The 21,043-nt window shown below is 57.2% G+C and carries 22 protein-coding genes; 11 read left to right on the forward strand and 11 right to left on the reverse strand.

Annotated elements, in window-relative coordinates:
* Positions 1-82: 82 nt before the first annotated feature.
* From lptB to CDA63_RS08875, 3 genes are all read left to right on the forward strand, one after another.
* Positions 83-814, forward strand: coding sequence for an LPS export ABC transporter ATP-binding protein (gene lptB / locus CDA63_RS08865; protein ID WP_088464092.1), 732 nt, complete (start codon positions 83-85; stop codon positions 812-814).
* 195 nt (positions 815-1,009) lie between these two features.
* Positions 1,010-2,536 carry a GH3 auxin-responsive promoter family protein gene (locus CDA63_RS08870; RefSeq protein WP_088464093.1) on the forward strand — a complete coding sequence of 509 codons (1,527 nt, stop codon included), beginning with the start codon at positions 1,010-1,012 and terminating at the stop codon, positions 2,534-2,536.
* A 32-nt stretch (positions 2,537-2,568) separates the two neighbouring features.
* Entirely contained in the window at positions 2,569-3,084 is a 516-nt protein-coding gene (locus tag CDA63_RS08875) for a toxin-antitoxin system YwqK family antitoxin (protein ID WP_088464094.1), read from the forward strand.
* 415 nt (positions 3,085-3,499) lie between these two features.
* Here CDA63_RS08875 and CDA63_RS08880 read toward each other — a convergent pair whose 3' ends face one another.
* The 6 genes from CDA63_RS08880 to CDA63_RS08905 all read right to left on the reverse strand — a co-directional run bounded on the left by CDA63_RS08880 (position 3,500) and on the right by CDA63_RS08905 (position 7,871).
* Positions 3,500-4,282: a TIGR00266 family protein gene (locus CDA63_RS08880; protein ID WP_088464095.1), complete on the reverse strand. Its 783-nt coding sequence runs from the start codon at positions 4,280-4,282 to the stop codon at positions 3,500-3,502.
* A gap of 101 nt (positions 4,283-4,383) precedes the next feature.
* Positions 4,384-4,749, reverse strand: a complete 366-nt coding sequence (locus CDA63_RS08885; protein WP_088464096.1) for a hypothetical protein — start codon at positions 4,747-4,749, stop codon at positions 4,384-4,386.
* Positions 4,750-4,907: 158 nt separating this feature from the next.
* A complete protein-coding gene (gene gltX / locus CDA63_RS08890; protein ID WP_088464097.1) occupies positions 4,908-6,452 on the reverse strand; it encodes a glutamate--tRNA ligase in 1,545 nt (514 codons plus the stop codon).
* 140 nt (positions 6,453-6,592) lie between these two features.
* Positions 6,593-7,204 carry a pentapeptide repeat-containing protein gene (locus CDA63_RS08895; protein WP_088464098.1) on the reverse strand — a complete coding sequence of 204 codons (612 nt, stop codon included), beginning with the start codon at positions 7,202-7,204 and terminating at the stop codon, positions 6,593-6,595.
* On the reverse strand, positions 7,204-7,398 hold the full coding sequence (locus tag CDA63_RS08900) for a hypothetical protein (RefSeq protein ID WP_088464099.1): 195 nt from the start codon (positions 7,396-7,398) through the stop codon (positions 7,204-7,206). The genes CDA63_RS08895 and CDA63_RS08900 overlap by 1 nt, the downstream gene beginning before the upstream one ends.
* Before the next feature lie 80 nt (positions 7,399-7,478).
* Positions 7,479-7,871, reverse strand: a complete 393-nt coding sequence (locus CDA63_RS08905; RefSeq protein ID WP_088464100.1) for a RidA family protein — start codon at positions 7,869-7,871, stop codon at positions 7,479-7,481.
* 67 nt (positions 7,872-7,938) lie between these two features.
* Here CDA63_RS08905 and CDA63_RS08910 point away from each other — a divergent pair, with 67 nt between their 5' ends.
* Positions 7,939-8,604, forward strand: a complete 666-nt coding sequence (locus CDA63_RS08910; protein WP_088464101.1) for a 3-hydroxyacyl-CoA dehydrogenase family protein — start codon at positions 7,939-7,941, stop codon at positions 8,602-8,604.
* Positions 8,605-8,736: 132 nt separating this feature from the next.
* Here the strand turns inward: CDA63_RS08910 and glmS are convergent, their stop codons facing one another.
* The 3 genes from glmS to CDA63_RS08925 all read right to left on the reverse strand — a co-directional run bounded on the left by glmS (position 8,737) and on the right by CDA63_RS08925 (position 13,024).
* Positions 8,737-10,575, reverse strand: coding sequence for a glutamine--fructose-6-phosphate transaminase (isomerizing) (glmS, locus tag CDA63_RS08915; RefSeq protein ID WP_088464102.1), 1,839 nt, complete (start codon positions 10,573-10,575; stop codon positions 8,737-8,739).
* Positions 10,576-10,686: 111 nt separating this feature from the next.
* The gene (locus tag CDA63_RS08920; RefSeq protein WP_088464103.1) at positions 10,687-12,228 is read right to left on the reverse strand and encodes a DUF4270 family protein; all 1,542 of its coding nucleotides are present in this window, start codon (positions 12,226-12,228) and stop codon (positions 10,687-10,689) included.
* On the reverse strand, positions 12,212-13,024 hold the full coding sequence (locus tag CDA63_RS08925; protein ID WP_088464104.1) for a glycogen/starch synthase: 813 nt from the start codon (positions 13,022-13,024) through the stop codon (positions 12,212-12,214). The genes CDA63_RS08920 and CDA63_RS08925 overlap by 17 nt, the downstream gene beginning before the upstream one ends.
* A 120-nt stretch (positions 13,025-13,144) precedes the next feature.
* Here CDA63_RS08925 and panC point away from each other — a divergent pair, with 120 nt between their 5' ends.
* From panC to CDA63_RS08960, 7 genes are all read left to right on the forward strand, one after another.
* On the forward strand, positions 13,145-13,996 hold the full coding sequence (gene panC / locus CDA63_RS08930; RefSeq protein WP_088464105.1) for a pantoate--beta-alanine ligase: 852 nt from the start codon (positions 13,145-13,147) through the stop codon (positions 13,994-13,996).
* Positions 13,997-14,057: 61 nt separating this feature from the next.
* Positions 14,058-14,405, forward strand: coding sequence for an aspartate 1-decarboxylase (panD, locus tag CDA63_RS08935; protein WP_088464134.1), 348 nt, complete (start codon positions 14,058-14,060; stop codon positions 14,403-14,405).
* Positions 14,406-14,510: 105 nt separating this feature from the next.
* On the forward strand, positions 14,511-15,560 hold the full coding sequence (locus CDA63_RS08940; protein ID WP_088464106.1) for a lysylphosphatidylglycerol synthase transmembrane domain-containing protein: 1,050 nt from the start codon (positions 14,511-14,513) through the stop codon (positions 15,558-15,560).
* A gap of 108 nt (positions 15,561-15,668) precedes the next feature.
* On the forward strand, positions 15,669-16,148 hold the full coding sequence (rfaE2, locus tag CDA63_RS08945; RefSeq protein ID WP_088464107.1) for a D-glycero-beta-D-manno-heptose 1-phosphate adenylyltransferase: 480 nt from the start codon (positions 15,669-15,671) through the stop codon (positions 16,146-16,148).
* 71 nt (positions 16,149-16,219) lie between these two features.
* The gene (locus tag CDA63_RS08950) at positions 16,220-16,906 is read left to right on the forward strand and encodes a zinc metallopeptidase (protein WP_088464135.1); all 687 of its coding nucleotides are present in this window, start codon (positions 16,220-16,222) and stop codon (positions 16,904-16,906) included.
* A 213-nt stretch (positions 16,907-17,119) separates the two neighbouring features.
* Positions 17,120-18,259, forward strand: a complete 1,140-nt coding sequence (locus CDA63_RS08955) for an acyl-CoA dehydrogenase family protein (protein ID WP_088464108.1) — start codon at positions 17,120-17,122, stop codon at positions 18,257-18,259.
* A gap of 157 nt (positions 18,260-18,416) precedes the next feature.
* Positions 18,417-19,340, forward strand: coding sequence for a helix-turn-helix domain-containing protein (locus tag CDA63_RS08960; RefSeq protein WP_088464109.1), 924 nt, complete (start codon positions 18,417-18,419; stop codon positions 19,338-19,340).
* Between the two features lie 145 nt (positions 19,341-19,485).
* Here CDA63_RS08960 and CDA63_RS08965 read toward each other — a convergent pair whose 3' ends face one another.
* Positions 19,486-20,313: a geranylgeranylglyceryl/heptaprenylglyceryl phosphate synthase gene (locus CDA63_RS08965; protein WP_088464110.1), complete on the reverse strand. Its 828-nt coding sequence runs from the start codon at positions 20,311-20,313 to the stop codon at positions 19,486-19,488.
* A complete protein-coding gene (locus CDA63_RS08970) occupies positions 20,291-21,040 on the reverse strand; it encodes a hypothetical protein (protein WP_088464111.1) in 750 nt (249 codons plus the stop codon). Before CDA63_RS08970 ends, CDA63_RS08965 begins: the two co-directional genes overlap by 23 nt.
* Positions 21,041-21,043: the final 3 nt, after the last annotated feature.

The following is a 21,043-nucleotide window of genomic DNA, read 5'->3' on the forward strand; positions in this document are numbered from 1 at the left end:
CCTTCGCTCGGCGGACACCAGATGAAGGATGACAGTATCTTTGTTCTGTTCAGCCATTCGGCTATTCACTTTTCCTGCCCCCATGATCCTACGCGCCGAACACTTGGTAAAGAAGTACAAGGCCCGCACGGTGGTCAACGATATGAGCCTGCACGTGGAGCAAGGCGAAATTGTGGGCTTGTTAGGGCCCAACGGCGCGGGCAAAACCACGTCGTTCTACATGACGGTGGGCATGGTGAAGCCCAACGCGGGCAAGGTGTTTCTCGACGACCGCGATATTACGAAGCTGCCCATTTACCAGCGCGCCCGCCTCGGTATCGGCTATCTGGCCCAGGAGGCGTCGGTTTTTCGGGATTTGACGGTGGAAGAGAACGTACTGTCGGTGCTCCAGATGACGGATATGCCCAAGCAGGCCCAGCGCGATAAGGTGGAGGAGCTGCTCAACGAGTTCAGCCTAACCCACGTGCGCAAGAACCTGGGCCGGGTACTGAGTGGCGGCGAGCGGCGGCGCACCGAAATAGCCCGCGCCCTGGCCGTCGACCCCAAATTCGTGCTCCTCGATGAGCCCTTCGCTGGCGTCGACCCCATTGCGGTGGAAGAAATCCAGGGAATCGTGGCCAAGCTCAAGCACAAGAACATCGGCATCCTCATCACCGACCACAACGTGAACGAAACCCTCAGCATCGTCGACCGGGCCTACCTGCTCTTCGAAGGCAAGCTGCTCAAAGCCGGCACCGCTGAGGAGCTGGCCGCCGACGAAATGGTGCGCCGCGTGTACCTGGGCAAACATTTCGAGCTCAAGCGTAAGGTGTGATTTTAGAGCTTCCTTGTTAGTGCTTAGCCGTTGAACGTCATTCAGAGCGAAGCGAAGAATCTCGCGTGCTAATCGTTGAATGATAACCGGACAACGACAACACGCGAGATTCTTCGCTTCGCTCTGAATGACGTTCTTTGCTGACCGCTGACAACTATCAATCAAGCTCTTCAACTAAGCACGAAGCTCTAAACAATGATTGGCACCGTTCTGACCTGGGCCGTGCAGCGCCGGCTGGCCAGCATCGAGCATTTCCGCCAACACCCCCACGAGGTGCAGGAGCAGCTGCGGCGCGAACTGCTGCGCACAGCTCGCGCCACCGACTGGGGCCGTCGCTACGGCTACGCCGATGCACCCTCAGCCCGCGAATTTGCCCAGCGCGTACCCGTCAGCAGCTATGAGGAGCTATACCCGCAGCTGGAGCGGGTGCTGCTCGGCGAGGCCGACGTGCTCTGGCCCGGCCGGGTCGAGTGGTTCGCCAAAAGTAGTGGCACCACCAACGCCCGCAGCAAGTACATCCCCATCACCCGCGAATCGTTGTATGAGGGCCACTACCGCGCCGGCCGCGACATGACGGCTCTGGCCACCCTGCACTACCCCGAAACCGACGTGCTGGGCGGCAAAACCCTCTCGCTCGGCGGCACCCACGGCCCCAACCCCCTGCGCCCCGAGGCCGCCAATTCCCGCGCCGGCGACGTGTCGGCCGTGATTATGCAGAATCTGCCCGCCTGGGCCGAATACATTCGCACCCCGCCTCTGGAGCTGGCTTTGCTCGATGAGTGGGAAGACAAGATTGAGCGCATTGCCCGGCATGTGCTCACGGCCGATGTGCGGGTGCTGGCCGGGGTGCCCACCTGGATAATTGTGCTGCTGCGCCGGGTGCAGGAGCTGGCTGGCACCGACAACCTGTTCGAAGTCTGGCCCCGGCTGAGCCTGTTCCTGCACGGGGCGGTGGCCTTTGGGCCCTACCGGGAGCTGTTTCGCCAGCTTCTGCCGAGCCGCCAGATGAACTACCTCGAAATCTACAACGCCTCCGAAGGCTACCTGGGCCTCCAGGATGAGCCTGATTCCGAGGACCTGCTGCTGCTGCTCAACCACGGTATTTACTACGAATTTCTGCCCCAAAGCCAATGGGATGAGCCCGAACCCCAGGCCATTGGGCTGGAGGAAGTGGAGCTGGGGTGTGCCTACGCCCTCATCATTAGCACCAACGCGGGCCTGTGGCGCTATAAAATCGGCGATACGGTACGCTTTACTTCCCTGGCACCCTACCGCATCCGCATCTGCGGGCGCACCAAGCACTTCCTCAATGCCTTCGGCGAAGAAGTAGTGATTGAGCACGCCGATGCCGCATTGGCGGCCGCCTGCCACGCCACCCACACTACCGTGCGCGACTATACCGCCGCCCCCATCTATTTCGCCGAGGCCAGTGGCAATTCCCGGGGTAGCCATCAGTGGCTGGTCGAGTTCACGCACCCACCCGCCAATACCCACCACTTTACGCAGGTGCTCGATGATACGCTACGCCAGCTCAACTCCGACTACGATGCCAAGCGCCACCGCGACCTGGCCCTCACGCTACCTACGCTCACGGTGGCCCCAACCGGCACCTTCGGCCGCTGGCTGGCTGGCCGGGGCAAGCTCGGGGGCCAGCACAAAGTGCCCCGGCTGAGCAACTCACGCGAACTACTGGACGAAATCCTTTCCCAACTAATAAAATAGTTGTAACTATCGGGAGGCTGATTATCCTTCCCATGCGCGGTTACTCTTTCCTCCTGATTTCCCGGGCGCTGCTGCTGAGCACGGGCTTAGCCACCGCCGTCGGGTGTGCGCGCGGCCCGGTGGGCTTCTGGTCGCGCAACCGCTTCGACCGGAGCGGCGACCACCGCCACGGCCCCTGGCGCGGCTACCTCGATGCCCGGCAAAAACAGCAGTTGCTTAGCAAGGGCCGTTTCCGCCACGGCAGGGCGGTGGGGCGCTGGCAGTATTTCAGCCCCACCGGCGAACGGGAGCGGACCGAGCAATTTCACCGCCATCCGGCCGGGCTTATTACGCTCACTATCTACCATTCCAATGGGCGGGTGGCCCGGCGCGGACAAGCCCGCTACGAGTCGGATGCGGCTACTGACCGGTTCTTCTGGTTTGGAGAGTGGCGTTGCTACAATGCGGCAGGGAGGCCGCTACCGCCAGAGCATTACGTAAATGGTGTTAGGACTGATACCCAACTCGTGGCACCTACCCAGCTAAAAAGTAAGGATAAGCCAAGATGAGGAACATATAAGCTCAGTAGTACTATTCGCCGATGGGCTCTTAGGCAGCCTAAATCTGCCGGTAATTCACCTGTCGTACGTTAGGCAGATAGCCGACTGCCTAGTCCGCTATACTAAGTTAAGCTCCTGTAGATTTTTATGAGATAAATCCTTGCATTCTGCCCCGTTCCGATCATAAAAATTCCCACCCATGCCTACGCTCACAACTTCAACCTCCCGTGTCGGTGGCCGTCGTCGTCGCCAAAGCAATTATAACAGGTTGGAAGCTAAAAAAAAGGCCGAAGTCCGTTCTAAATACGTTACGGCCGTCGTGATGGGCCTTTTACTACTGGTGCTGTTAGCCAGTTTGGGCGTAATTGCCTTCAACTTGAGCAGCTGATTACGGAACGCAATATGGGCTTCAGCCTTCGGCGGCTTACTCGTCGAGAATCCCGCCAACCAGGCCGCCGAGCATGCCGCCGCTTTCCTTGCGCGAGTTGCCGCCGCTGGGAGCCAAGGCCTGGATGAGTTTCTTGACCGGCATCGACTGAAGCCACACCCGGCCCGTACCGCGCAAGGTGGCCAGCAGTAATCCTTCACCCCCAAAAATCATGGACTTGAGGCCCCCGGCGCGGGCAATGCTGAAGTCGATGCCCGGCTCGAAGGCTACTACGCATCCCGTATCTACGCGTAGCAGCTCGTTGTTCAGCCGCTTTTCGATAATGGTACCGCCGGCGTGCACGAAAGCCCGGCCGTCGCCGGTTATTTTTTGCAGAATGAAGCCTTCGCCCCCGAAAAAACCCGCGCCCATTTTCGAGTTGAGGTGGAGGCTAATTTTGGTGCCCCGGGCGGCGGCCAGAAACCCGTCCTTCTGCACAATAAGGCCCTGGGGCAGCTCGCGCAGATTAAGGGCGATGATGGTGCCGGGATAGGGGGCCGAAAAAGCCACATGCGCCTTGCCCACCCCGCCCCGGTGGGTGAAATGGGTCATGAACAACGACTCGCCCGTGAGCAGCCGCGAGCCGGCCGAGAATAGCTTGCCCATCAGGCCCTGGTTCACTTCCGACCCGTCGCCCATCTTGGTCTCGAAGGCAATATCCTCGGTCATATACACCATGGCCCCGGCCTCAGCAATTACGGTTTCGTTGGGGTCGAGCTCTACTTCGAGCACCTGAATATCGTTACCAAGAATTTTGTAGTCGATTTCGTGGGACTGCATAGCGAGTGATTTTGGCGGCTTGGAGTGAAGGGTAAGTATAGCAAAAGCCAGCTATATGCTGGCAGGGGTATTGCGTTGAATGGGACGGAGAGTCGTCAGGGTTAGTCGTCCTCTTCGTCGGTTGCTTCGTCCTCGTCCACCTCTTTGCCTTTCGCATCGGCCTTAGGCTTCTTGTTTTTAGCCTCGGTGCTGCTGCGGCGCACAAAATCCTCCTCCGACTCCTCTACCTCCTCAATGGGCAGGTCGTCCTCTTCGTCCTTCTCACCGAAAGCGCCGTCGCGGTTCACGAGCTTCTTGTCGCGCACGTGGCGGTTGAGAAACTTATTGATTTCCTCAATAGAGTAATTGGAAGTGATTTCGCCGAGCGGATTCACCTTGATTTCGAAGCCTTCCAGTTCCTTATGAACCCGGGCTTTCTTCTCGGGTTCTTCCTTATTGCTTTTCGGTTTAGTGGGTTTTTTAGCCATGATGCGGGAGCAGGAAGTAAAATGAAGCGCGCTGACCCAAGGCCCACGCCTTATAGGTACGCAGCCCTCGCTACTAAAGATATCCTGCTTTCCGGTACGCAAAAAGCCCGCCCCACAAAGCGTCGGGCGGGCTTTTACATGTTGGTAAACCAGAACTGCTAAGCGGTGGGCAGCGCGGCTACGGCCGCCTGAATCCGCTCAGCTGTTTCCTGGGCTCCGAGAATATGCATGATGTGCATCAGGTCGGGGCCGGCAGCAGCCCCGGTTACGGCCACGCGCAGTGCCTGCAGCACTTGCCCGATTTTCAGGCCTTGGGCTTCCACCACCTGCGTTAGCAGCGCCTTAATAGCGTCGGGCGAAGCATCCGGAGCTGTGGATAGCTGAGTCGCGAATTCTGCTAGTGCGGCGGCTACGGAAGCGTTCCACTTCTTGCTGATCACCTGCTCATCGTAGCTGCTGGGGCGCTCGAAAAACAGTTGTGCCTCGCGGGCCAGATCGGCCGGGAACGTAGCGCGTTCCTTCACTAAGGCAACAATCTGCTCGGCTTTATCGGCCGGCACGTCGCGGCCCTGGGCCGTGAGGTCCTCCAAGAGGTACTGGGCCAACTCGGCGTCGGGCTTGGCCCGCAGGTATTGCTCGTTGTACCAGCGCACTTTGTTCTGGTCGAAGCGGGCCGGCGACTTGCTCACGCGCTCAATCGAGAAGTTCTCAATCAGCTCATCCATCGTGAACAGCTCCTGGGTCGTGCCAGGGTTCCAGCCCAAAAAGGCCAGGAAGTTGATAAATGCCTCAGGCAGGTAGCCGGCCTCGCGGTAGCCACTGCTCACGGTCGGCTCGCCGGTCTGGGCGTCGGTGCCGTGGAATTCGAGCGGGAACACCGGGAAACCCAGCTTGTCGCCGTCGCGCTTGCTGAGTTTGCCGGTGCCATCGGGCTTGAGTAGCAGCGGTAAGTGGGCAAACTGAGGCATGGTATCTTCCCAACCCAGGTAACGGTAGAGCAGCACGTGCAGCGGCGCCGAGGGCAGCCACTCCTCGCCCCGGATAACGTGGGTAATTTCCATCAGATGGTCGTCCACGATGTTGGCCAAGTGGTAGGTCGGCATCCCATCGGACTTCATCAGCACTTTGTCGTCAATAGCCGACGAATGCACGACCACCCAGCCCCGGATCAGATCCTGGAAGCGTACTTCCTCCTTACGGGGTACTTTCAGGCGGATAACGTAGGGCGTGCCGGCGGCCAGCAGCTGCTCGGTTTCCTCAGCCGGCAAAGTCAGCGAGTTGCGCATCTGGGCCCGCGTGATGCTGTTGTACTGGGGGTTGGGCACCTTGGCGGCCGTCAGGCGGGCGCGCATGGCGTCTAGGTCCTCGGGCGTATCGAAGGCGTAGTAGGCGAACCCATCCTTAAGTAGCTGGTCGGCGTACTGGCGGTACATGGGCTTCCGCTCGCTCTGGCGGTAGGGGGCGTGGGGGCCGCCCTGCTCAATGCCTTCGTCAATCTCGATGCCGCACCAGCGCAACGAGTCCATAATATACTGCTCGGCGCCGGGCACGAAGCGGTTCTGGTCGGTGTCTTCGATGCGCAGCAGCATCTTGCCGCCCAGCTTGCGGGCCAGCAGGTAATTATACAGCGCAGTGCGCACGCCGCCGATGTGCAGCGGTCCGGTAGGGCTGGGCGCAAAACGCACCCGTACTTCTCTTTCCATAAGGCAATTGATTTGCGGCACCGTTGGGGGTGAAAACCGCGCCGCAAAGGTACGAAAGGTGAAGGAGTGAGTCGGGGAGTGCGTGAATCATTGTCGTGCGGTAGCAAAACAGCAGTTCATGCATTTACCCAGCCGCTCGTTTACTCCACTAGCAGCCCATATTTGCCCAGCAGGCCGGGCAGGCTCGTCAGGGCAAACTGCGCCTTCTTCAACTCGTTCTGGTCGGGGTCGAGCACGATGTTTTGGGCCGTGCGGAAGTCAGCGGCCAACAGGCAGGTCTGGCTGAACACGGCTCCCTGGAGTTGGCACTCGTCGAACACGGCGTTGGTGAGGTCGGCCCGGGTGAAATCGGCTTCCTGCAGCGAGCAGCCCACAAAGCGAGTGTTGGGCATGGCCTTGCCCCAGAAGGAAGCATAATCGAGCTGGCACCGGTCGAAATGCACATCAAAGAGCATGTCGCGGCAGGCCGTGAACTGCAGGCCCAGCAGTTTGCAGCCATCAAAGGCTACGTTTTGCAGGCTGGTATTAGCCAGCGTGGCCCCGGCCAGGTTGCAGTTCTCAAACCGGCACTCACTGAACCGCCGTCCCGACAAATCTGCCTGCCCCAAATCGAACCCAATAAAGTGGACCTGCTCGAACTCGCGCTGGCCCACTAGTTCCGGCGGCAACACGCGGGTGAGGACGTTTTCGAGTGGGAAACGAGTGGGCTTGGCCAGTGCTTTGACCGGTTTGCGGGTGGTTGGTTTACGCATTACTGGCGGTTTCTGAAGCCCAGCCAGAGCCCCAGGCCCAGCAGTACGGCCCCGCCCTTAATGGCCCAGGCCACGGTCGGCCCCCAATTGTAAATCCAGTCCAGCAGCGGAAACCGGAAGTTGGCCGGCAGCAGGTAGGGGGCCAGCAGGGCAATCAGTCCCGCACAGAATAGAAAGATGCCTAGCTCGCGCATAAGAAGAGATATAGATTAAAATAGGAACTGGCGGAATAATGGGTTTGACGTGCTGTTAAACCCATAATCCTACCAGCTCACTACTCACTGTCAACGGCCACGCAGGAAATTTCTACCTGCACGTCTTTGGGCAGGCGGCTAACTTGCACGGTTTCGCGGGCGGGGGCGTAGTCGGCGTCGAAATAGCTGCCGTAAATGTCGTTAATGAGGCCGAAGTTGCCGAGGTCCTGCACGAAAATACCGCACTTCGCTACGTGGCGGAACGTAAGGCCAGCCGCCGCCAGCACGGCCTGCATATTGCGCATTACCTGATGGGTTTCGGCGGCTACGTCGCCGTCGCCCACGAGCTGGCCGGTGGCGGGGTCGAGGGCAATCTGGCCCGATACATACACGGTGTTGCCGGCCCGGATGGCTTGGCTGTATGGGCCGATGGGAGCAGGGGCGTCGGGCGAAAAAACGATGGTGTGGGCCATGCGGGAAATTGAAAGTGGGGTGGGTAAACGAAAGAGCTATCTTTGGGCTAAAGTAAGCTGAAAAACTATGCATCTACTGATTGTGGGTGGCCAAACCATCGAAGCTGAGCTGCGCCGCAAGTTTGGCGAGGCCCACAGCTACGATTTCTGCCCCGCCGCCGCGACCGACCTCACTGCCCGCCTCGCCGCCGCCGATGTGGCCTTCGACCTGCGCGACTGGCCCGAGCTACACTACGAGCAGCCCCGGCAGCCCCTGTTCTACGACACCACCGCCCGCAGCCTGGCCCAGATTTTTGAGGGTGAAAAGCCGCCTTTTGGCCCCGTGTTCGGCTTTTGTGGCCTGCCCACCCTCCTCGACCGGCCTCTGTTGGAAGTATCGCTCCATGACCCCGCCACGGCCGACGAGCTGGCCGCCGTCTGCGCCAAGCTGGGCACCGACTACCGCCTAATAGCCGACCGCGTGGGCCTCGTGACGCCCCGGGTGCTGTGCATGATTATCAACGAAGCCTGCTATACCCTCCAAGAAGGCACTGCTTCTGTTGCCGACATCGACCAAGGTATGAAGCTGGGTACCAACTACCCGCATGGCCCCTTCGAGTGGGCCAATCACATCGGCGTAGCCCGGGTCTACGAAACGCTGGAATGCCTTTACCAGGACACCCACGAGGAGCGTTATAAGGTCTGCCCACTACTTAAATCCATGTATCTGCGCGGCGAGTCATTCGCGCTGTAGCGCAACGACTGAGCTTCGCCTCAAACATAAACTGCCGCCCCGGAAGTTTTCGGGGCGGCAGTTTATGTTTGAGGTTTTTTTCAGCAAAAAAGCCAATAGCTATAAGCTGATGGCTAGTAGTTCCAAAAGAATCTACTCTACCGTCACCGATTTGGCCAAGTTGCGGGGCTGGTCGACGTCGCAGCCGCGCAGTACGGCAATGTGGTAGGAAAGCAACTGCAGTGGCACTACCGATACCAACGGCATCAGTGCTTCGCTGGTAGCCGGTACCTCAATTGTGAACTCGGCCATATCTGGAATTACAGTGTCGCCTTCAGTTACAACCGCAATGATGCGGCCTTTGCGGGCCTTCACTTCCTGAATATTGCTAACCACCTTCTCGTACGAGCTATCCTTGGTCGCAATTACTACCACGGGCATGTTCTCGTCGATAAGAGCGATGGGGCCGTGCTTCATCTCGGCGGCCGGATATCCTTCGGCGTGGATGTAGCTGATTTCCTTGAGCTTGAGCGCACCTTCCAGCGCTACTGGGAAGTTGTAGCCGCGGCCCAAATAAAGGAAGTTGGTCGAGTCCTTGAAGATCTCGGCTATCTGCATGATTTCCGTGTTCAGCTCCAAGGCTTTCTCCACCTTGGCCGGAATAGTTTCCAGCTCTACCATCAGCTCGCGCAAACGGGTATCGGTGAGGGCGCCGCGCTTGTGGCCCACAATCATGGCTAGCAGCGTGAGCACCGTAACCTGGGCCGTGAAAGCTTTGGTTGAAGCCACACCAATTTCGGGCCCAGCGTGAGTGTAAGCACCGGCATCGGTGGCGCGGGCAATGCTGGAGCCCACCACGTTGCAAATACCAAAAATGGTAGCGCCACGGCTCTTGGCTAGTTCCAGGGCAGCCAGCGTGTCGGCCGTTTCGCCGCTTTGCGAAATGGCAATCACAATGTCTCGCTCCGTAATAACGGGGTTGCGGTAGCGGAATTCCGAGGCGTACTCCACTTCCACCGGAATGCGGGCTAAGTCCTCCAGCAGGTACTCGGCCACCAAACCAGCATGCCAGGAAGTGCCACAGGCCACGATCAGGATGCGGTCAGCATTCACGAATTTGCGCTCGTAGGCTCGCACGCCACCCATGTTCAGGTGGCCGGCTTCCAGCTCCAAACGGCCCCGCATGGAGTCGAGGATGGAACGAGGCTGCTCAAAAATTTCCTTCAGCATGAAGTGCTCGTATCCGCCTTTCTCAATGCGGTCGAGCTCCAATTCCAACTTCTGGATATATGGTGTCTGCTTCACGTCCTCGCGGCTGCGCAGGTCCATTTCGCCGTCTCTGATGACGACAAGTTCGTAGTCGTTCACATACACCACATCGCTCGTGTACTCGATGATGGGCGTAGCGTCGGAGGCCAAGAAGAACTCATTTTCACCAATGCCTACCACCAGCGGTGAACCTTTGCGGGCTGCAATCAACTGGTTGGGGTTGTCTTTGCTCAGCACCACAATGGCGTAAGCACCTACCACCTCATGCAGAGCCAAGCGCACAGCCTGCTCCAAGGAACATTTGTTTTGCTTTTGAATCTCCTCAATCAGGTTCACGAACACCTCCGTGTCGGTGTCGGAGTGAAACACATGCCCCTGCTGCTGCAAATGCAGCTTGAGGGCAGCGTAGTTCTCAATGATGCCGTTATGGATGATAGCAATGCGCTCCGACGTAGAATAATGCGGGTGGGCGTTGGCATCATTTGGCTCACCATGAGTAGCCCAACGGGTATGGCCCATACCAATATTGGCGTGGGTATTTTTGCCAGCAATAAAAGCCTCCAGTTCGGCTACTTTGCCCTTTTTCTTATATACACTAAGCTCGTCACCGTCGAGCAGCGCTACGCCCGCCGAATCGTAACCCCGATATTCGAGCCGATGTAAACCTTTGAGAATGATAGGGCAAGCCTCACGGTGCCCGATGTAAGCAACAATTCCGCACATAGCAGTTGAAGTGATTCAGAGAATTTCCTGAGAAAAAGAAGGCAAAAATAGGGCGGCAGCGGCAAAAGCCGTGCCGCCCTGTCCGGCAAACCAGAGCAGGTACCCTAGGGTCTACTGAAGTTTGGAGTAGTATACGCGCAGTCTGATGTTGTTGGCATCGATCTGAGCCCGATTCAGCGTCAGGTTCGATACGGCACTTATCAGTGCCGACTGTTGCAGTGCGGAAGCATTGCGTAAAATCGGCGACAGTAGCAGTCCGGTTGGTAAATCCCCGTCGAGCCGATTCTGCAAATAAGCCTGCAGATATTCGGTAATGCTAACCGAATAATACTGCGCTGGCGTTTGGCCGAACGGGACGGTCGCCGACGCCGGAAAACCTGCCGCTGTGGCAATAGTCCGGACGGTGGCATTGCCATTGTTTATGGTTGCCAAACCTTCCTGTTGCACCAGCCGGTCGGCAGTAGTTGCCCCAGACGTGCGGGTGAGTATTTGGTTGGCATCGTTTACCTCGTAAAGAAACAGCTGATTGGGGTACGGGAATACCCCGTTGGTGAGCGGCTTGATTGGAATCAGCAACTCGGCTCGGTTGATAGCCAGCGTGGAATTGTTGCGTAGGCTTTCGAGCCCTTGAAACTCTATGCGGGTACTAAGGCCGAGGCCCTCCTGCACATATGTCAGGCCGTTGGTGGCTGCGGCGGGCAGTGGCTTTTGGGCTGTTAAGCCCGCCAATGCCCCGCCCGCCAAATCAGTCGTGATCTGGGTGAAGAACAACCCATCAGTGAAGTTGCTGCTCGGCAGGATGTTGGCGAGGAAAATAGAGTAGGAGCGGTTGGGCTTGGCCTTACCAGCAGCGTCGGTGGCGTGGAAGTAAAAGGTAATGCGGCCAGCCGTGCTACCCGATGACCGGGGGAAACCCACCACGTTGGCCGTGTGGCCCGCAGCCGGCTGTAAGGCCACGCCCTGCCAGATGGCGTTCAGCGTATTCTGGCTGAACGATTCGCTCTTCATGGCCGTGAAAACGGCATTCACCAGCGAGGAGGCTCCGGAAGAACGCAACAATGGCACCCGCACTATCCGATCAGGTATTACCGTCGTAATACTGTCTGTCGAACCGGCCACTAACGTCCGTACCTTTCTGTCTCGGTTGAGTGGGGCCGCATAGTTAGTCACCAACGGACTGCCCTTGGCTACCGGAGTAGTAGCGTTGTACAACGTCCGGCTGTCGAGGGGTTGCTGCAGCGGCAGCAGGTCGAAGCGTAGCGGCTGGGCTGCCGACCCATACACTTGGTCGAAAGGCAGGCTGAAAATGACCGAGTCGAGGACCGAGGTAGCGAACTTAGCAGGCAGTGAATCGCTGAGTGTCACATTAGGCAGCACCAGCAAATTCATCACGGCAGTCGCCTCGGTCGTGCCCACTTGCGCATCGCGCAGCCGGCCTACCAGTACGCTGTTGCCTTTCACCGTCTGCACTGGCGATTGTAGCACAGTTGAGGCGCTTACCGGCAAGTCGAGGAAGGTGGCAGAAATAGGAGCGGCGCCGGGTAATTCCAACCCGAGGTCGTTGGTTTTCTCGCAGCTGCTGAGCATGGTCAGCAGGGCAGAGCTTAACAGGGTAACCGAAGCAAATCGGCTGGCGCTAGTTGGCCAATTCATTGTAGAGCGCGTAGTAAGACGTCAGCAGGTCGTCGTCGGCGGCTACCTGCTCAATTTGTTTGTCGATGGAATACTCCGTGAACAGCTTGTTCAGGTTCTCACTGAACTCCTCATCGGACTTCACCACCGTATCGGCATACTCCATCCCAATTTTGATGAAGCCCCCAAAATCAGCCGTTTTCAGCGACGAGAGCATGCTGTCATCAATATCGAGCATCTTGGCTTTCTCCAAAATATCGTCGCCGAATTTGAAGTCAAACTCGTTGTTGTACACGGTAAACACCGATTTGGCGTCCTTGAAAATAGGGTCCTTCTTATAGGTCGTTTTCAGGTACATCGGAATCAGGCCCGTCATCCAATCGTTACAATGCACGATATCGGGGGCCCATCCAAGCTTTTTCACCGTTTCGAGTACACCTTTGCAAAAAAAGATGGCCCGCTCGTCGTTGTCGGAATGAAATTTATCGTTCTTGTCAACTAATACCGACTTGCGGTGGAAGTAATCTTCGTTGTCGATGAAGTACACCTGCAGCTTGGCGTTGGGGATAGAAGCGACTTTGATAACCAACGGTTTTTCATCTTCGCCCACTGCAATGTTGATGCCCGAAAGGCGCACTACTTCGTGCAAACGGTTCTTGCGCTCGTTAATAATGCCAAAACGGGGGACAAAAATGCGGATTTCCATCCCCATTTCCTGCATTCCCTGCGGCAACCGCCGCAAAAACTCCGCTACCTTGGTGGTCTGCAAAAACGGGTCAATTTCCGTGGCAGCATAGAGTATTTTCAACTTCGACATATAAGGTCAGTTGGGGTTATTAGGAGGAGGCAACACTTAGGGATGCACAAAATTAAGCATTTTTGAGGGAAATTTCAATCAGGTCCGCCTTCCAGTCCGCCTGCGGGCTGCATTTACTTTATGGAGATACTCACAACTGCCGCCGCGTTGCAAGCCCACACCGAAATATGGCGCCGTAATGGGCAACGCATTGGGCTAGTGCCTACTATGGGCGCCCTGCACGAGGGGCATTTGCAGTTGGTGCGCGCCGCCGCCCGCGAGTGCGACGTAGTGGTGGCGAGCATTTTCGTAAACCCCACCCAGTTCAATAACCCCGACGACTTTCGCCTTTACCCACGTTTGCCGGAGGCCGATGCTGCTTTGCTGGCACCGGCCGGCTGCACCGTACTATTTCTGCCCCAGGTAGCAGAGATGTACCCGCGCCCTACGGTGCTACAAGTAGATTTTGGCCCGCTGGAGCGGGTAATGGAAGGAGAGCACCGGCCGGGGCATTTCAACGGCGTGGCCACGGTGGTAAGTAAGCTGTTTCACTTGAGCCGCCCCCATCGGGCGTATTTCGGGCAAAAAGACTTCCAGCAAGTGGCCATTGTGCGTCAACTTATCAGCGACCTGTCGTTTGATCTGGAGCTGGTAGCCTTTCCCACGGTGCGCGAACCCGATGGGTTAGCCATGTCGTCGCGCAACCGGCGGCTGAATGTGGAAGCCCGGGCGCTGGCCCCATTCCTCTACCAGAGCCTGCAACGAGCCGAGCAATTGGTGCGAGCCGCCGAGTTGCCGCCCGCAGCCGTGTCGGCCACCGTGGCCGACTTATTGGCCCAGGTGCCGGGCCTGGAGCTGGAGTATATGGCCGTCGTGGACGCGCACACGCTCCAGCCCTTGGCCGAATGGGACCCCGCCCGCCCGGTGGCCTTGTGCCTGGCGGCTCACCTGGGCGACGTCCGCCTCATCGACAATGTGGTGGTAGAAAGGTAAAGGGACTCCCATTTCACCTTTGTTATCTTTGCGGGCCAAACGCTACCCGTTTTTTTATTCCATGCACATCGAAGTTCTCAAGTCCAAAATCCACCGCGTGAAGGTTACGCAGGCAGAACTGCATTATGTGGGCAGCATTACCATTGACGAAGACCTGCTGGACGCGGCCAACATGGTGGAAAACGAAAAGGTAACCATCGTCAATATCAATAATGGCGAGCGATTCGAAACCTACACCATTAAGGGGGCACGGGGCTCGGGCATGATTTGTCTCAACGGGCCGGCTGCCCGTCGCGTGGCCGTAGGCGACATCGTGATTATTATCTCCTATGCCCTCATTGACTTCGCCGAAGCCAAGGCCCACCAGCCCACCATCATCTTCCCCGATCAGCATAACCGGGTAGCCTAAACCGCCCGGACCGGTGCTGGCTTCCAGTAATGGCTGGCTGTTCGTGCTCCCGGACAGCCAGCCATTGCCGTTCTGGTACTTATCATCGCGCCGTCAATTCAGGATATGAAACAGGTATTAAACGTCGTAAAATACGCGCTGCTACTCGGTGTGTCGGGCCTGCTGATGTGGTACGCCTTGCAGGGGCAGGACTTGAGCCGCATCGGCCAGTACATGCGCGAGGCCAACTATTGGTGGTTGCTGCTGACGATGGTGCTCTCGGTGCTGGGCTACTTCAGCCGCGCCTACCGCTGGAAAATGCAGATTGAGCCGACCGGCTACCATCCCGCTTTCTGGGACGTGTACCACGCCATGATGGTGGGTTACTTGGCCAACCTAGTGCTACCGCGCATGGGCGAGGTTATCCGATGCTCGGTGCTGCGGCGTACCAGTCAGGTGCCGGTGCAGGTGGCGCTGGGCACGGTGGTTACTGAGCGCGTTATCGATGTGCTGGTGCTGCTGACCCTCCTTGGAACCACGCTGCTACTCGATTTCAATACCTTCTGGAGTTTCGTGACCGACAAGGTGCTGGCAGGCCGCTACGATGCGTTGGCGCGGAACCCGCGGCCCCTGCTGCTGGCCTTGGTTATTGCCGTGGGGCTGCTGCTGGGCTTAGGCTACGCCGTGTTCCGCAACTTGGAGCGCCTGCGGCAAAACGCGTTGTTCAACAAAACTATGAGCTTCGTGAAGGGGGTGCTGGCCGGGGCTTTTAGCATCCTGAAGCTGGAGAACAAGGGCTTGTTCCTGTTCCATACCTTTTTTACCTGGGCTGTCTATTACCTCCTGGACTACCTCGCCTTCTTCGCCTTTCCCGAAACCTACGACCTTGGGATGCGGGCGGGCTTGGCCGTGCTTACGTTCGGGGCCTTCGGTATGGCGGCGCCAGTGGCGGGTGGTATCGGGCCTTTCCACGTGATGGTGCAAGGTATTCTGCTAGCCTATGGTATCAGCAAAGAGGCCGGTATTGCTTACGCGCTGGTCGTGCATGGTTCCCAAACGTTGCTGGTCGTGCTCATGGGCGGTATCAGCTTCGCTGCCAGCATGGTGAAATCGGGCCGGAAAGTATCAGCGGTAAGCCTGGACTTAGAGCTGGAAAGGGAGGCAGCTAGCCGGTAGCTGCCAGAAAGGCTATTGGCTTTTTTCACTCGTAGCAGCCTTAAGTTCAGTTAAAACGCCCTCAACCGACTTTCTGTCATTCTGATTTTCAACCTTTTCGACTACCCTATGTGGGCCAAGGATAAAATTATGAGTCGCGAGGCCCTGCTGCCAGTGGTGGCCACCTGGCAAGCAGCCGGCGAGCAGGTGGTGTTCACCAACGGCTGCTTCGATTTGCTGCATCTGGGCCACGTCGATTACCTCGAAAAGGCCCGGCACCTGGGCCAGCGGCTGGTGGTGGGGCTTAACACCGACAGTTCGGTAAGCCGCCTTAAGCCCGGCCGCCCCTTGCAGGACGAAGTGTCACGAGCCCGGGTACTGGCCGCCCTTTTGTTTGTTGATGCCGTGACGCTCTTCGACGAGCAAACCCCGCTGGCCCTCATCGAAGCCGTGCAGCCCGATATTCTGGTGAAAGGTGACGACTATGCCATCGACCAGATTGTGGGCCATGAAGCGGTGCTGGCTCGCGGTGGCCGGGTACTGACGGTGTCGCTGGTGCCAGGCTATAGCACCACCCGCATCGTCGAGCGCATCAGCCAATCCTCTTAGCGCCGGCCGGCACGAAATCCAGCAGTTTCTTGTTTCACTAGCACACCCGTTTCTCTGCCATCATGTTCCAAATGACTCCCGCTTATATTATCGTGCTAATTGCCATGGTGGCCAGCTGGATTATTCAGCGCCGCCTCAAGAGCAAGTTCGAACAGTACTCTCAGGTGGGTCTCCAGAATGGCCTTTCGGGCAAACAGATTGCCGAGCTCATGCTCGCCGATAACGGCATTACCGATGTGCGCGTCATCAGCACCGAAGGCCGCCTGACTGACCACTACAACCCCGCCGACAAAACCGTGAACCTGAGCGAGGCTGTGTACTCGGAGCGCAACGCCGCCGCCGCCGCCGTAGCGGCGCACGAGTGCGGCCACGCCGTGCAGCACGCCACCGCCTATAACATGTTGAAGTTCCGCTCGGCTATGGTACCGGCGCTGGGCTCGGTTTCGCGCTTTATGCCTTGGATTCTGCTAGCCGGCATCCTGATGATGCAGACGACCAAAGTGCCGCTGGGCATCGGTATCGTGCTGTTTTCGCTTACCACGCTGTTCTCGTTCGTCACGCTGCCTGTCGAGTTTGATGCCTCGAAGCGGGCCCTAGCCTGGATTGACAAGCGTGGCATCGTAACGCCCCAGGAGCACGCCATGGCCAAAGACGCACTGTGGTGGGCGGCTATGACCTACGTGGTGGCCGCGCTTAGCTCCCTGGCAACGCTCCTTTATTACGTGAGCCTGTTTATGGGTGGCCGCCGCAACAACTAGTCCGGCGTCATCCAACGCTAAAAGCCGTTTCCGGACTCCCGGAGGCGGCTTTTTATTTGTAGAATGAGGGAGATAGGGACAGACTGCCAACTCTTTGCGCGGGTTTTGTGTTAGAACGCCACGGACCAACGTCCGATTGCGTAATTTTGTCCGCCCGCGGCCTGCCCGCGCTGGCCCAACTATCCGATTTTCCCACCCCACCCAACTTCCCGCATGGATTTCCAGCTTACCGAAGAACAACTAGCCGTACAGGCCGCCGCCCGCGAATTTGCCCAGAACGAGCTGTGGGCCGGCGTAATTGAGCGCGACGAGCACCAAAAATTTCCCGCCGAGCAGATCAAAAAAATGGGCGAGCTGGGCTTCATGGGCATGATGGTAAGCCCCGAGTACGGTGGTGGCGGTATGGACACCGTGAGCTACGTGCTGGCAATGGAGGAAATCAGCAAGGTTGATGCCTCTTGCTCCGTTATCATGTCGGTAAACAACTCGCTCGTCTGCTGGGGACTGGAGAAGTACGGCACCGAGGCGCAAAAGCAAAAGTATCTGCCCGGTCTTACGTCGGGTGAAATCATCGGTGCTTTCGCCCTTTCGGAGCCCGAAGCTGGCTCCGATGCTACCATGCAGCGCACCACGGCCGAAGACAAAGGCGACCATTACTTACTCAACGGCACCAAAAACTGGATTACCAACGGTACCACGGCCTCCGTGTACTTGGTAATTGCCCAGACCAATGCCGAAGCCAAGCACCGCGGCATCAATGTGCTCATCGTGGACAAAGGCATGGAAGGCTTCGTGACCGGCCCCAAGGAAAACAAGCTCGGTATCCGGGGCTCCGACACCTGCTCGCTGATGTTCACCGACGTGAAAGTGCCCAAAGAAAACCGGATTGGTGATGACGGCTTCGGCTTCAAGTTTGCCATGAAAGTGCTGTCTGGCGGCCGCATTGGCATTGCTGCCCAGGCCCTGGGCATTGCCTCGGGTGCCTATGAGTTGTCGCTGAAGTATGCCCAGGAGCGTCAGGCCTTCGGAGTGCCTATTTCTCAGCATCAAGCTATTCAATTCAAGCTGGCCGATATGGCCACCAACATCGATGCTGCCCGTCTGCTGTGCCTGCAGGCTGCCCACGACAAGGATGCTCATCAGGATTATACCAAGTCGGGAGCCATGGCCAAACTGTTCGCTTCGAAGGTAGCCATGGATACGGCCGTAGAAGCGGTACAGGTACACGGCGGGTACGGCTTCGTGAAGGAATACCACGTGGAGCGCCTGATGCGCGACGCCAAAATCACCCAGATTTACGAGGGAACTTCGGAAATTCAAAAAATTGTAATCTCGCGGGAAATATTAAAATAGAAAGCGAATTGCCTAAAAGTCAGAAGTGTTGCACAAAACCCAGCCTAGTTTCGGCTGGGCTTTGTGTTTTTGTGAATTTTTATATGTTATTTTGCATTAGATAAGTCCGGGATGCCATTCCCGGCAGCAAGCATCCAACCTCACTCGCCCCCTAAAGATGGAAGATTATAATAAAGTGATAGAGTCGCTGGGTGTCCGGTACATTAAAGCGAAGAACTTGGTATTGCAGCAGCCCTTCACGGTGCGCAATTCCTATGACGTAGGAAATAACCTCATCCTGCTGCACAAAGGCCATATTTCGTTTGGCGACGAAGAACAAGTGGTGGAGGAAGGCGAAATGCTTTTCATCCCCGGCGGCCGTGCTACCAAGGTTACTTATGGCGAGGCCTCTAGCAAGAGCATCACCAATGATGATCTGATCACCAACAAGGACAAGTTCTTTCACTCCAACTCCGACCTCGACCTGATCGGTGATGCTGAAGAAAGCCATTCCTTCGTGAGCTTCGAGGCCAAGGTGTTCGATTCGGTGAATTTCTTCGCTTCCCTCGACGTCCCGGCGTTCCTGATTACCAATAATTCCAAGCTGGCCAACCTCATCATTAAAGTGGTAGAGGAGAGCCTGCAGGAACTGCCCGGCCGCGAACGGCTCATCACGATTTATACCGAGAACATCGTGGTGGAAATTGTGCGCTACATTCTCAAGAACAAGATGTTCGTGGAGCAGTTGGCTACCAACAGCACGTACTTCAAGGACCCGCGTCTGATCGACTTGTTCAACTACATCAAGGAGAACATCGGTGGCGACCTCTCCAACAAGGTGCTTTCGGGCGTAGCCAACGTGAGCGAGGACTATGTGGGCCAGTATTTCAAGATGCTGACGGGCATCAATCCCCAGGACTACATCGAGTACCAGCGCATGGAGCGGGCCGTATTCTTGCTTCGTACCACCAAAAAGAGCATCCGCGACATCGGCAAGGAAGTGGGCTATAAAGACACGGCCTATTTCTGCCGCCGCTTCAAGATGATGTTTGGCATCCCGGCCGGCAAAATGCGCCGCCGCGAATCAGCCATGAATATCTAACCACGGATTAGAGAGGATTCTACGGGTTTCGTGAACAAAAATAAAAGCCACCTCAGTTGAGGTGGCTTTTATTTTTGGTAATATGATGTAGGAAAAGATGACAGATCCATCAAATTGGATTGAGCCGTTTACAGAATCTGTGGAATTAATTAGGCCCTGCGCTAACCCGTGATTTGTCCACAACATCAGGCGAATCGGTTAAATGTTGCGCTAATCCATACTCCTGATTGAACTGCCGCACGGTGCGGGCCATGTCGGCTAGGAAGCTCGGCTCCTTTTCAATCTGATTGCCGATGACGATGACGTCGGCACCCGCTTGCAGGGCGGCCTGGGCCTTTTCGACGGTATTAATGCCGCCCCCCACAATGAGCGGCACCTCAACGGCTTGGCGCACCGCCCGGATCATGGCTGGGGATACCGGGTACATGGCTCCGCTACCGCCATCGAGGTACATCAGGCGTAGGCCAAGCTGTTCGCCGGCCATAGCCGTGCAGGCCGCAATAGCCGGCTTGTCGTGGGGGAGGGGCGTGGTACCGCTGATGTAGCTGGCCGTGGTCTGTCGGCCGGTGTCAACCAGCATATAGCCGGTGGGCAGAATCTGGAGGTTACTCTGGCGCAGCAGTGGGGCTGCAATAACATGCTGGCCAATCAAGAAATCAGGGTTACGCCCCGAAATCAGTGACAACAAGAGGATACCATCGGCCTGATGGTCGAGGTGCAAGCTGTGGCTAGGAAATAATAGTACCGGTACGGCCGACCGGCTCTTGATAAAATGAATGAGGGCAGCCTGGCGCGAACTCAGCACCAAACTGCCACCCACAAAAAAGTAATCGACCGAATGCTGCTCGCTTAGTTCCAGCAAATGCCGACAGCCTTCTTCCTCCAAATTATCCGGGTCCAGCAAAATGGCCAGCGACTTCTGGCCACTTTTCCGGCGGCTACTTAAAGTATCATGCAGGCTGTTTAGGCGCATCCGCGTCGTCGTCGTGGTAAGTAAATTCGATATCCCGGGTTTCTGGTTCCTTTTGGATACCACCCGAACCCGCAAGGTCGGCATTTTTGAGAATTGGCAAGTACTCACCAGCCTTTTTGGCCACAAAAGCCAATACTACCGCCGAGGCTTGCGCTACGAGCAACTTGCCCGTATCCGACTGCATAAAGGCCTTGAAGGTCGAAGCCATGATCGAGGAAGCCTCCGACGAGCTGTTGCCGTTGTCAGATTCATCCGTTTCGGTAGCTTGGTATTGGGCAACCGGATACCGCGAGGCCTTAGCATCAGATGCAGTAGTGGCTGGGGCGGGCTGAAATGGGTCCGTTTCGGAGGGGCGGGCGGCTGTAGTACCAGTGCGCCCTTGCCGAACCCGGCCAGCTCCAAAACCCAAATCGTCGGCCACGGCCGTATCGACGTTGGTGGAAGGATATGGACGTCGAGCATTGCTCTTCAACTGGCGGTCCGCTTGCTTGTCGGCTGCTTTAAGCGCCTTCTGGTTTTTTGGAGCGGATTTCTTGCCGCTGAGTGCTTTAGAAATCAGCCAAATGCCGCCCAATACGCCGGCTCCAATAGCCGCATATTTGCCCACTTCCAGCGTTTTGGCTTTTATTTCAGCTACGTCGCCGCGCAATGCGCGCTCGTACTCCAGCTTCTGACGTTCCAGAAACTCTTTTTCGTCTTCAAACAAGGGGTTGTGCAGATCGGCCATTGG

Source organism: Hymenobacter amundsenii (assembly GCF_002204745.1).
Lineage (GTDB): Bacteria > Bacteroidota > Bacteroidia > Cytophagales > Hymenobacteraceae > Hymenobacter > Hymenobacter amundsenii.

Bases quoted from the DNA above. Each gene is read 5' to 3' on its own strand.
- glmS (WP_088464102.1), bottom strand. From the start codon at position 10,575: ATGTGCGGAATTGTTGCTTACATCGGGCACCGTGAGGCTTGCCCTATC.
- panD (WP_088464134.1), top strand. From the start codon at position 14,058: ATGCACATCGAAGTTCTCAAGTCCAAAATCCACCGCGTGAAGGTTACG.
- CDA63_RS08900 (WP_088464099.1), bottom strand. From the start codon at position 7,398: ATGCGCGAGCTAGGCATCTTTCTATTCTGTGCGGGACTGATTGCCCTG.
- panC (WP_088464105.1), top strand. From the start codon at position 13,145: ATGGAGATACTCACAACTGCCGCCGCGTTGCAAGCCCACACCGAAATA.
- CDA63_RS08955 (WP_088464108.1), top strand. From the start codon at position 17,120: ATGGATTTCCAGCTTACCGAAGAACAACTAGCCGTACAGGCCGCCGCC.
- rfaE2 (WP_088464107.1), top strand. From the start codon at position 15,669: ATGTGGGCCAAGGATAAAATTATGAGTCGCGAGGCCCTGCTGCCAGTG.
- CDA63_RS08910 (WP_088464101.1), top strand. From the start codon at position 7,939: ATGCATCTACTGATTGTGGGTGGCCAAACCATCGAAGCTGAGCTGCGC.
- CDA63_RS08905 (WP_088464100.1), bottom strand. From the start codon at position 7,871: ATGGCCCACACCATCGTTTTTTCGCCCGACGCCCCTGCTCCCATCGGC.
- CDA63_RS08940 (WP_088464106.1), top strand. From the start codon at position 14,511: ATGAAACAGGTATTAAACGTCGTAAAATACGCGCTGCTACTCGGTGTG.
- CDA63_RS08965 (WP_088464110.1), bottom strand. From the start codon at position 20,313: ATGCGCCTAAACAGCCTGCATGATACTTTAAGTAGCCGCCGGAAAAGT.
- CDA63_RS08885 (WP_088464096.1), bottom strand. From the start codon at position 4,749: ATGGCTAAAAAACCCACTAAACCGAAAAGCAATAAGGAAGAACCCGAG.
- CDA63_RS08920 (WP_088464103.1), bottom strand. From the start codon at position 12,228: ATGAATTGGCCAACTAGCGCCAGCCGATTTGCTTCGGTTACCCTGTTA.
- CDA63_RS08875 (WP_088464094.1), top strand. From the start codon at position 2,569: ATGCGCGGTTACTCTTTCCTCCTGATTTCCCGGGCGCTGCTGCTGAGC.
- CDA63_RS08960 (WP_088464109.1), top strand. From the start codon at position 18,417: ATGGAAGATTATAATAAAGTGATAGAGTCGCTGGGTGTCCGGTACATT.
- lptB (WP_088464092.1), top strand. From the start codon at position 83: ATGATCCTACGCGCCGAACACTTGGTAAAGAAGTACAAGGCCCGCACG.
- CDA63_RS08880 (WP_088464095.1), bottom strand. From the start codon at position 4,282: ATGCAGTCCCACGAAATCGACTACAAAATTCTTGGTAACGATATTCAG.
- CDA63_RS08870 (WP_088464093.1), top strand. From the start codon at position 1,010: ATGATTGGCACCGTTCTGACCTGGGCCGTGCAGCGCCGGCTGGCCAGC.
- CDA63_RS08895 (WP_088464098.1), bottom strand. From the start codon at position 7,204: ATGCGTAAACCAACCACCCGCAAACCGGTCAAAGCACTGGCCAAGCCC.
- CDA63_RS08970 (WP_088464111.1), bottom strand. From the start codon at position 21,040: ATGGCCGATCTGCACAACCCCTTGTTTGAAGACGAAAAAGAGTTTCTG.
- CDA63_RS08950 (WP_088464135.1), top strand. From the start codon at position 16,220: ATGACTCCCGCTTATATTATCGTGCTAATTGCCATGGTGGCCAGCTGG.
- gltX (WP_088464097.1), bottom strand. From the start codon at position 6,452: ATGGAAAGAGAAGTACGGGTGCGTTTTGCGCCCAGCCCTACCGGACCG.
- CDA63_RS08925 (WP_088464104.1), bottom strand. From the start codon at position 13,024: ATGTCGAAGTTGAAAATACTCTATGCTGCCACGGAAATTGACCCGTTT.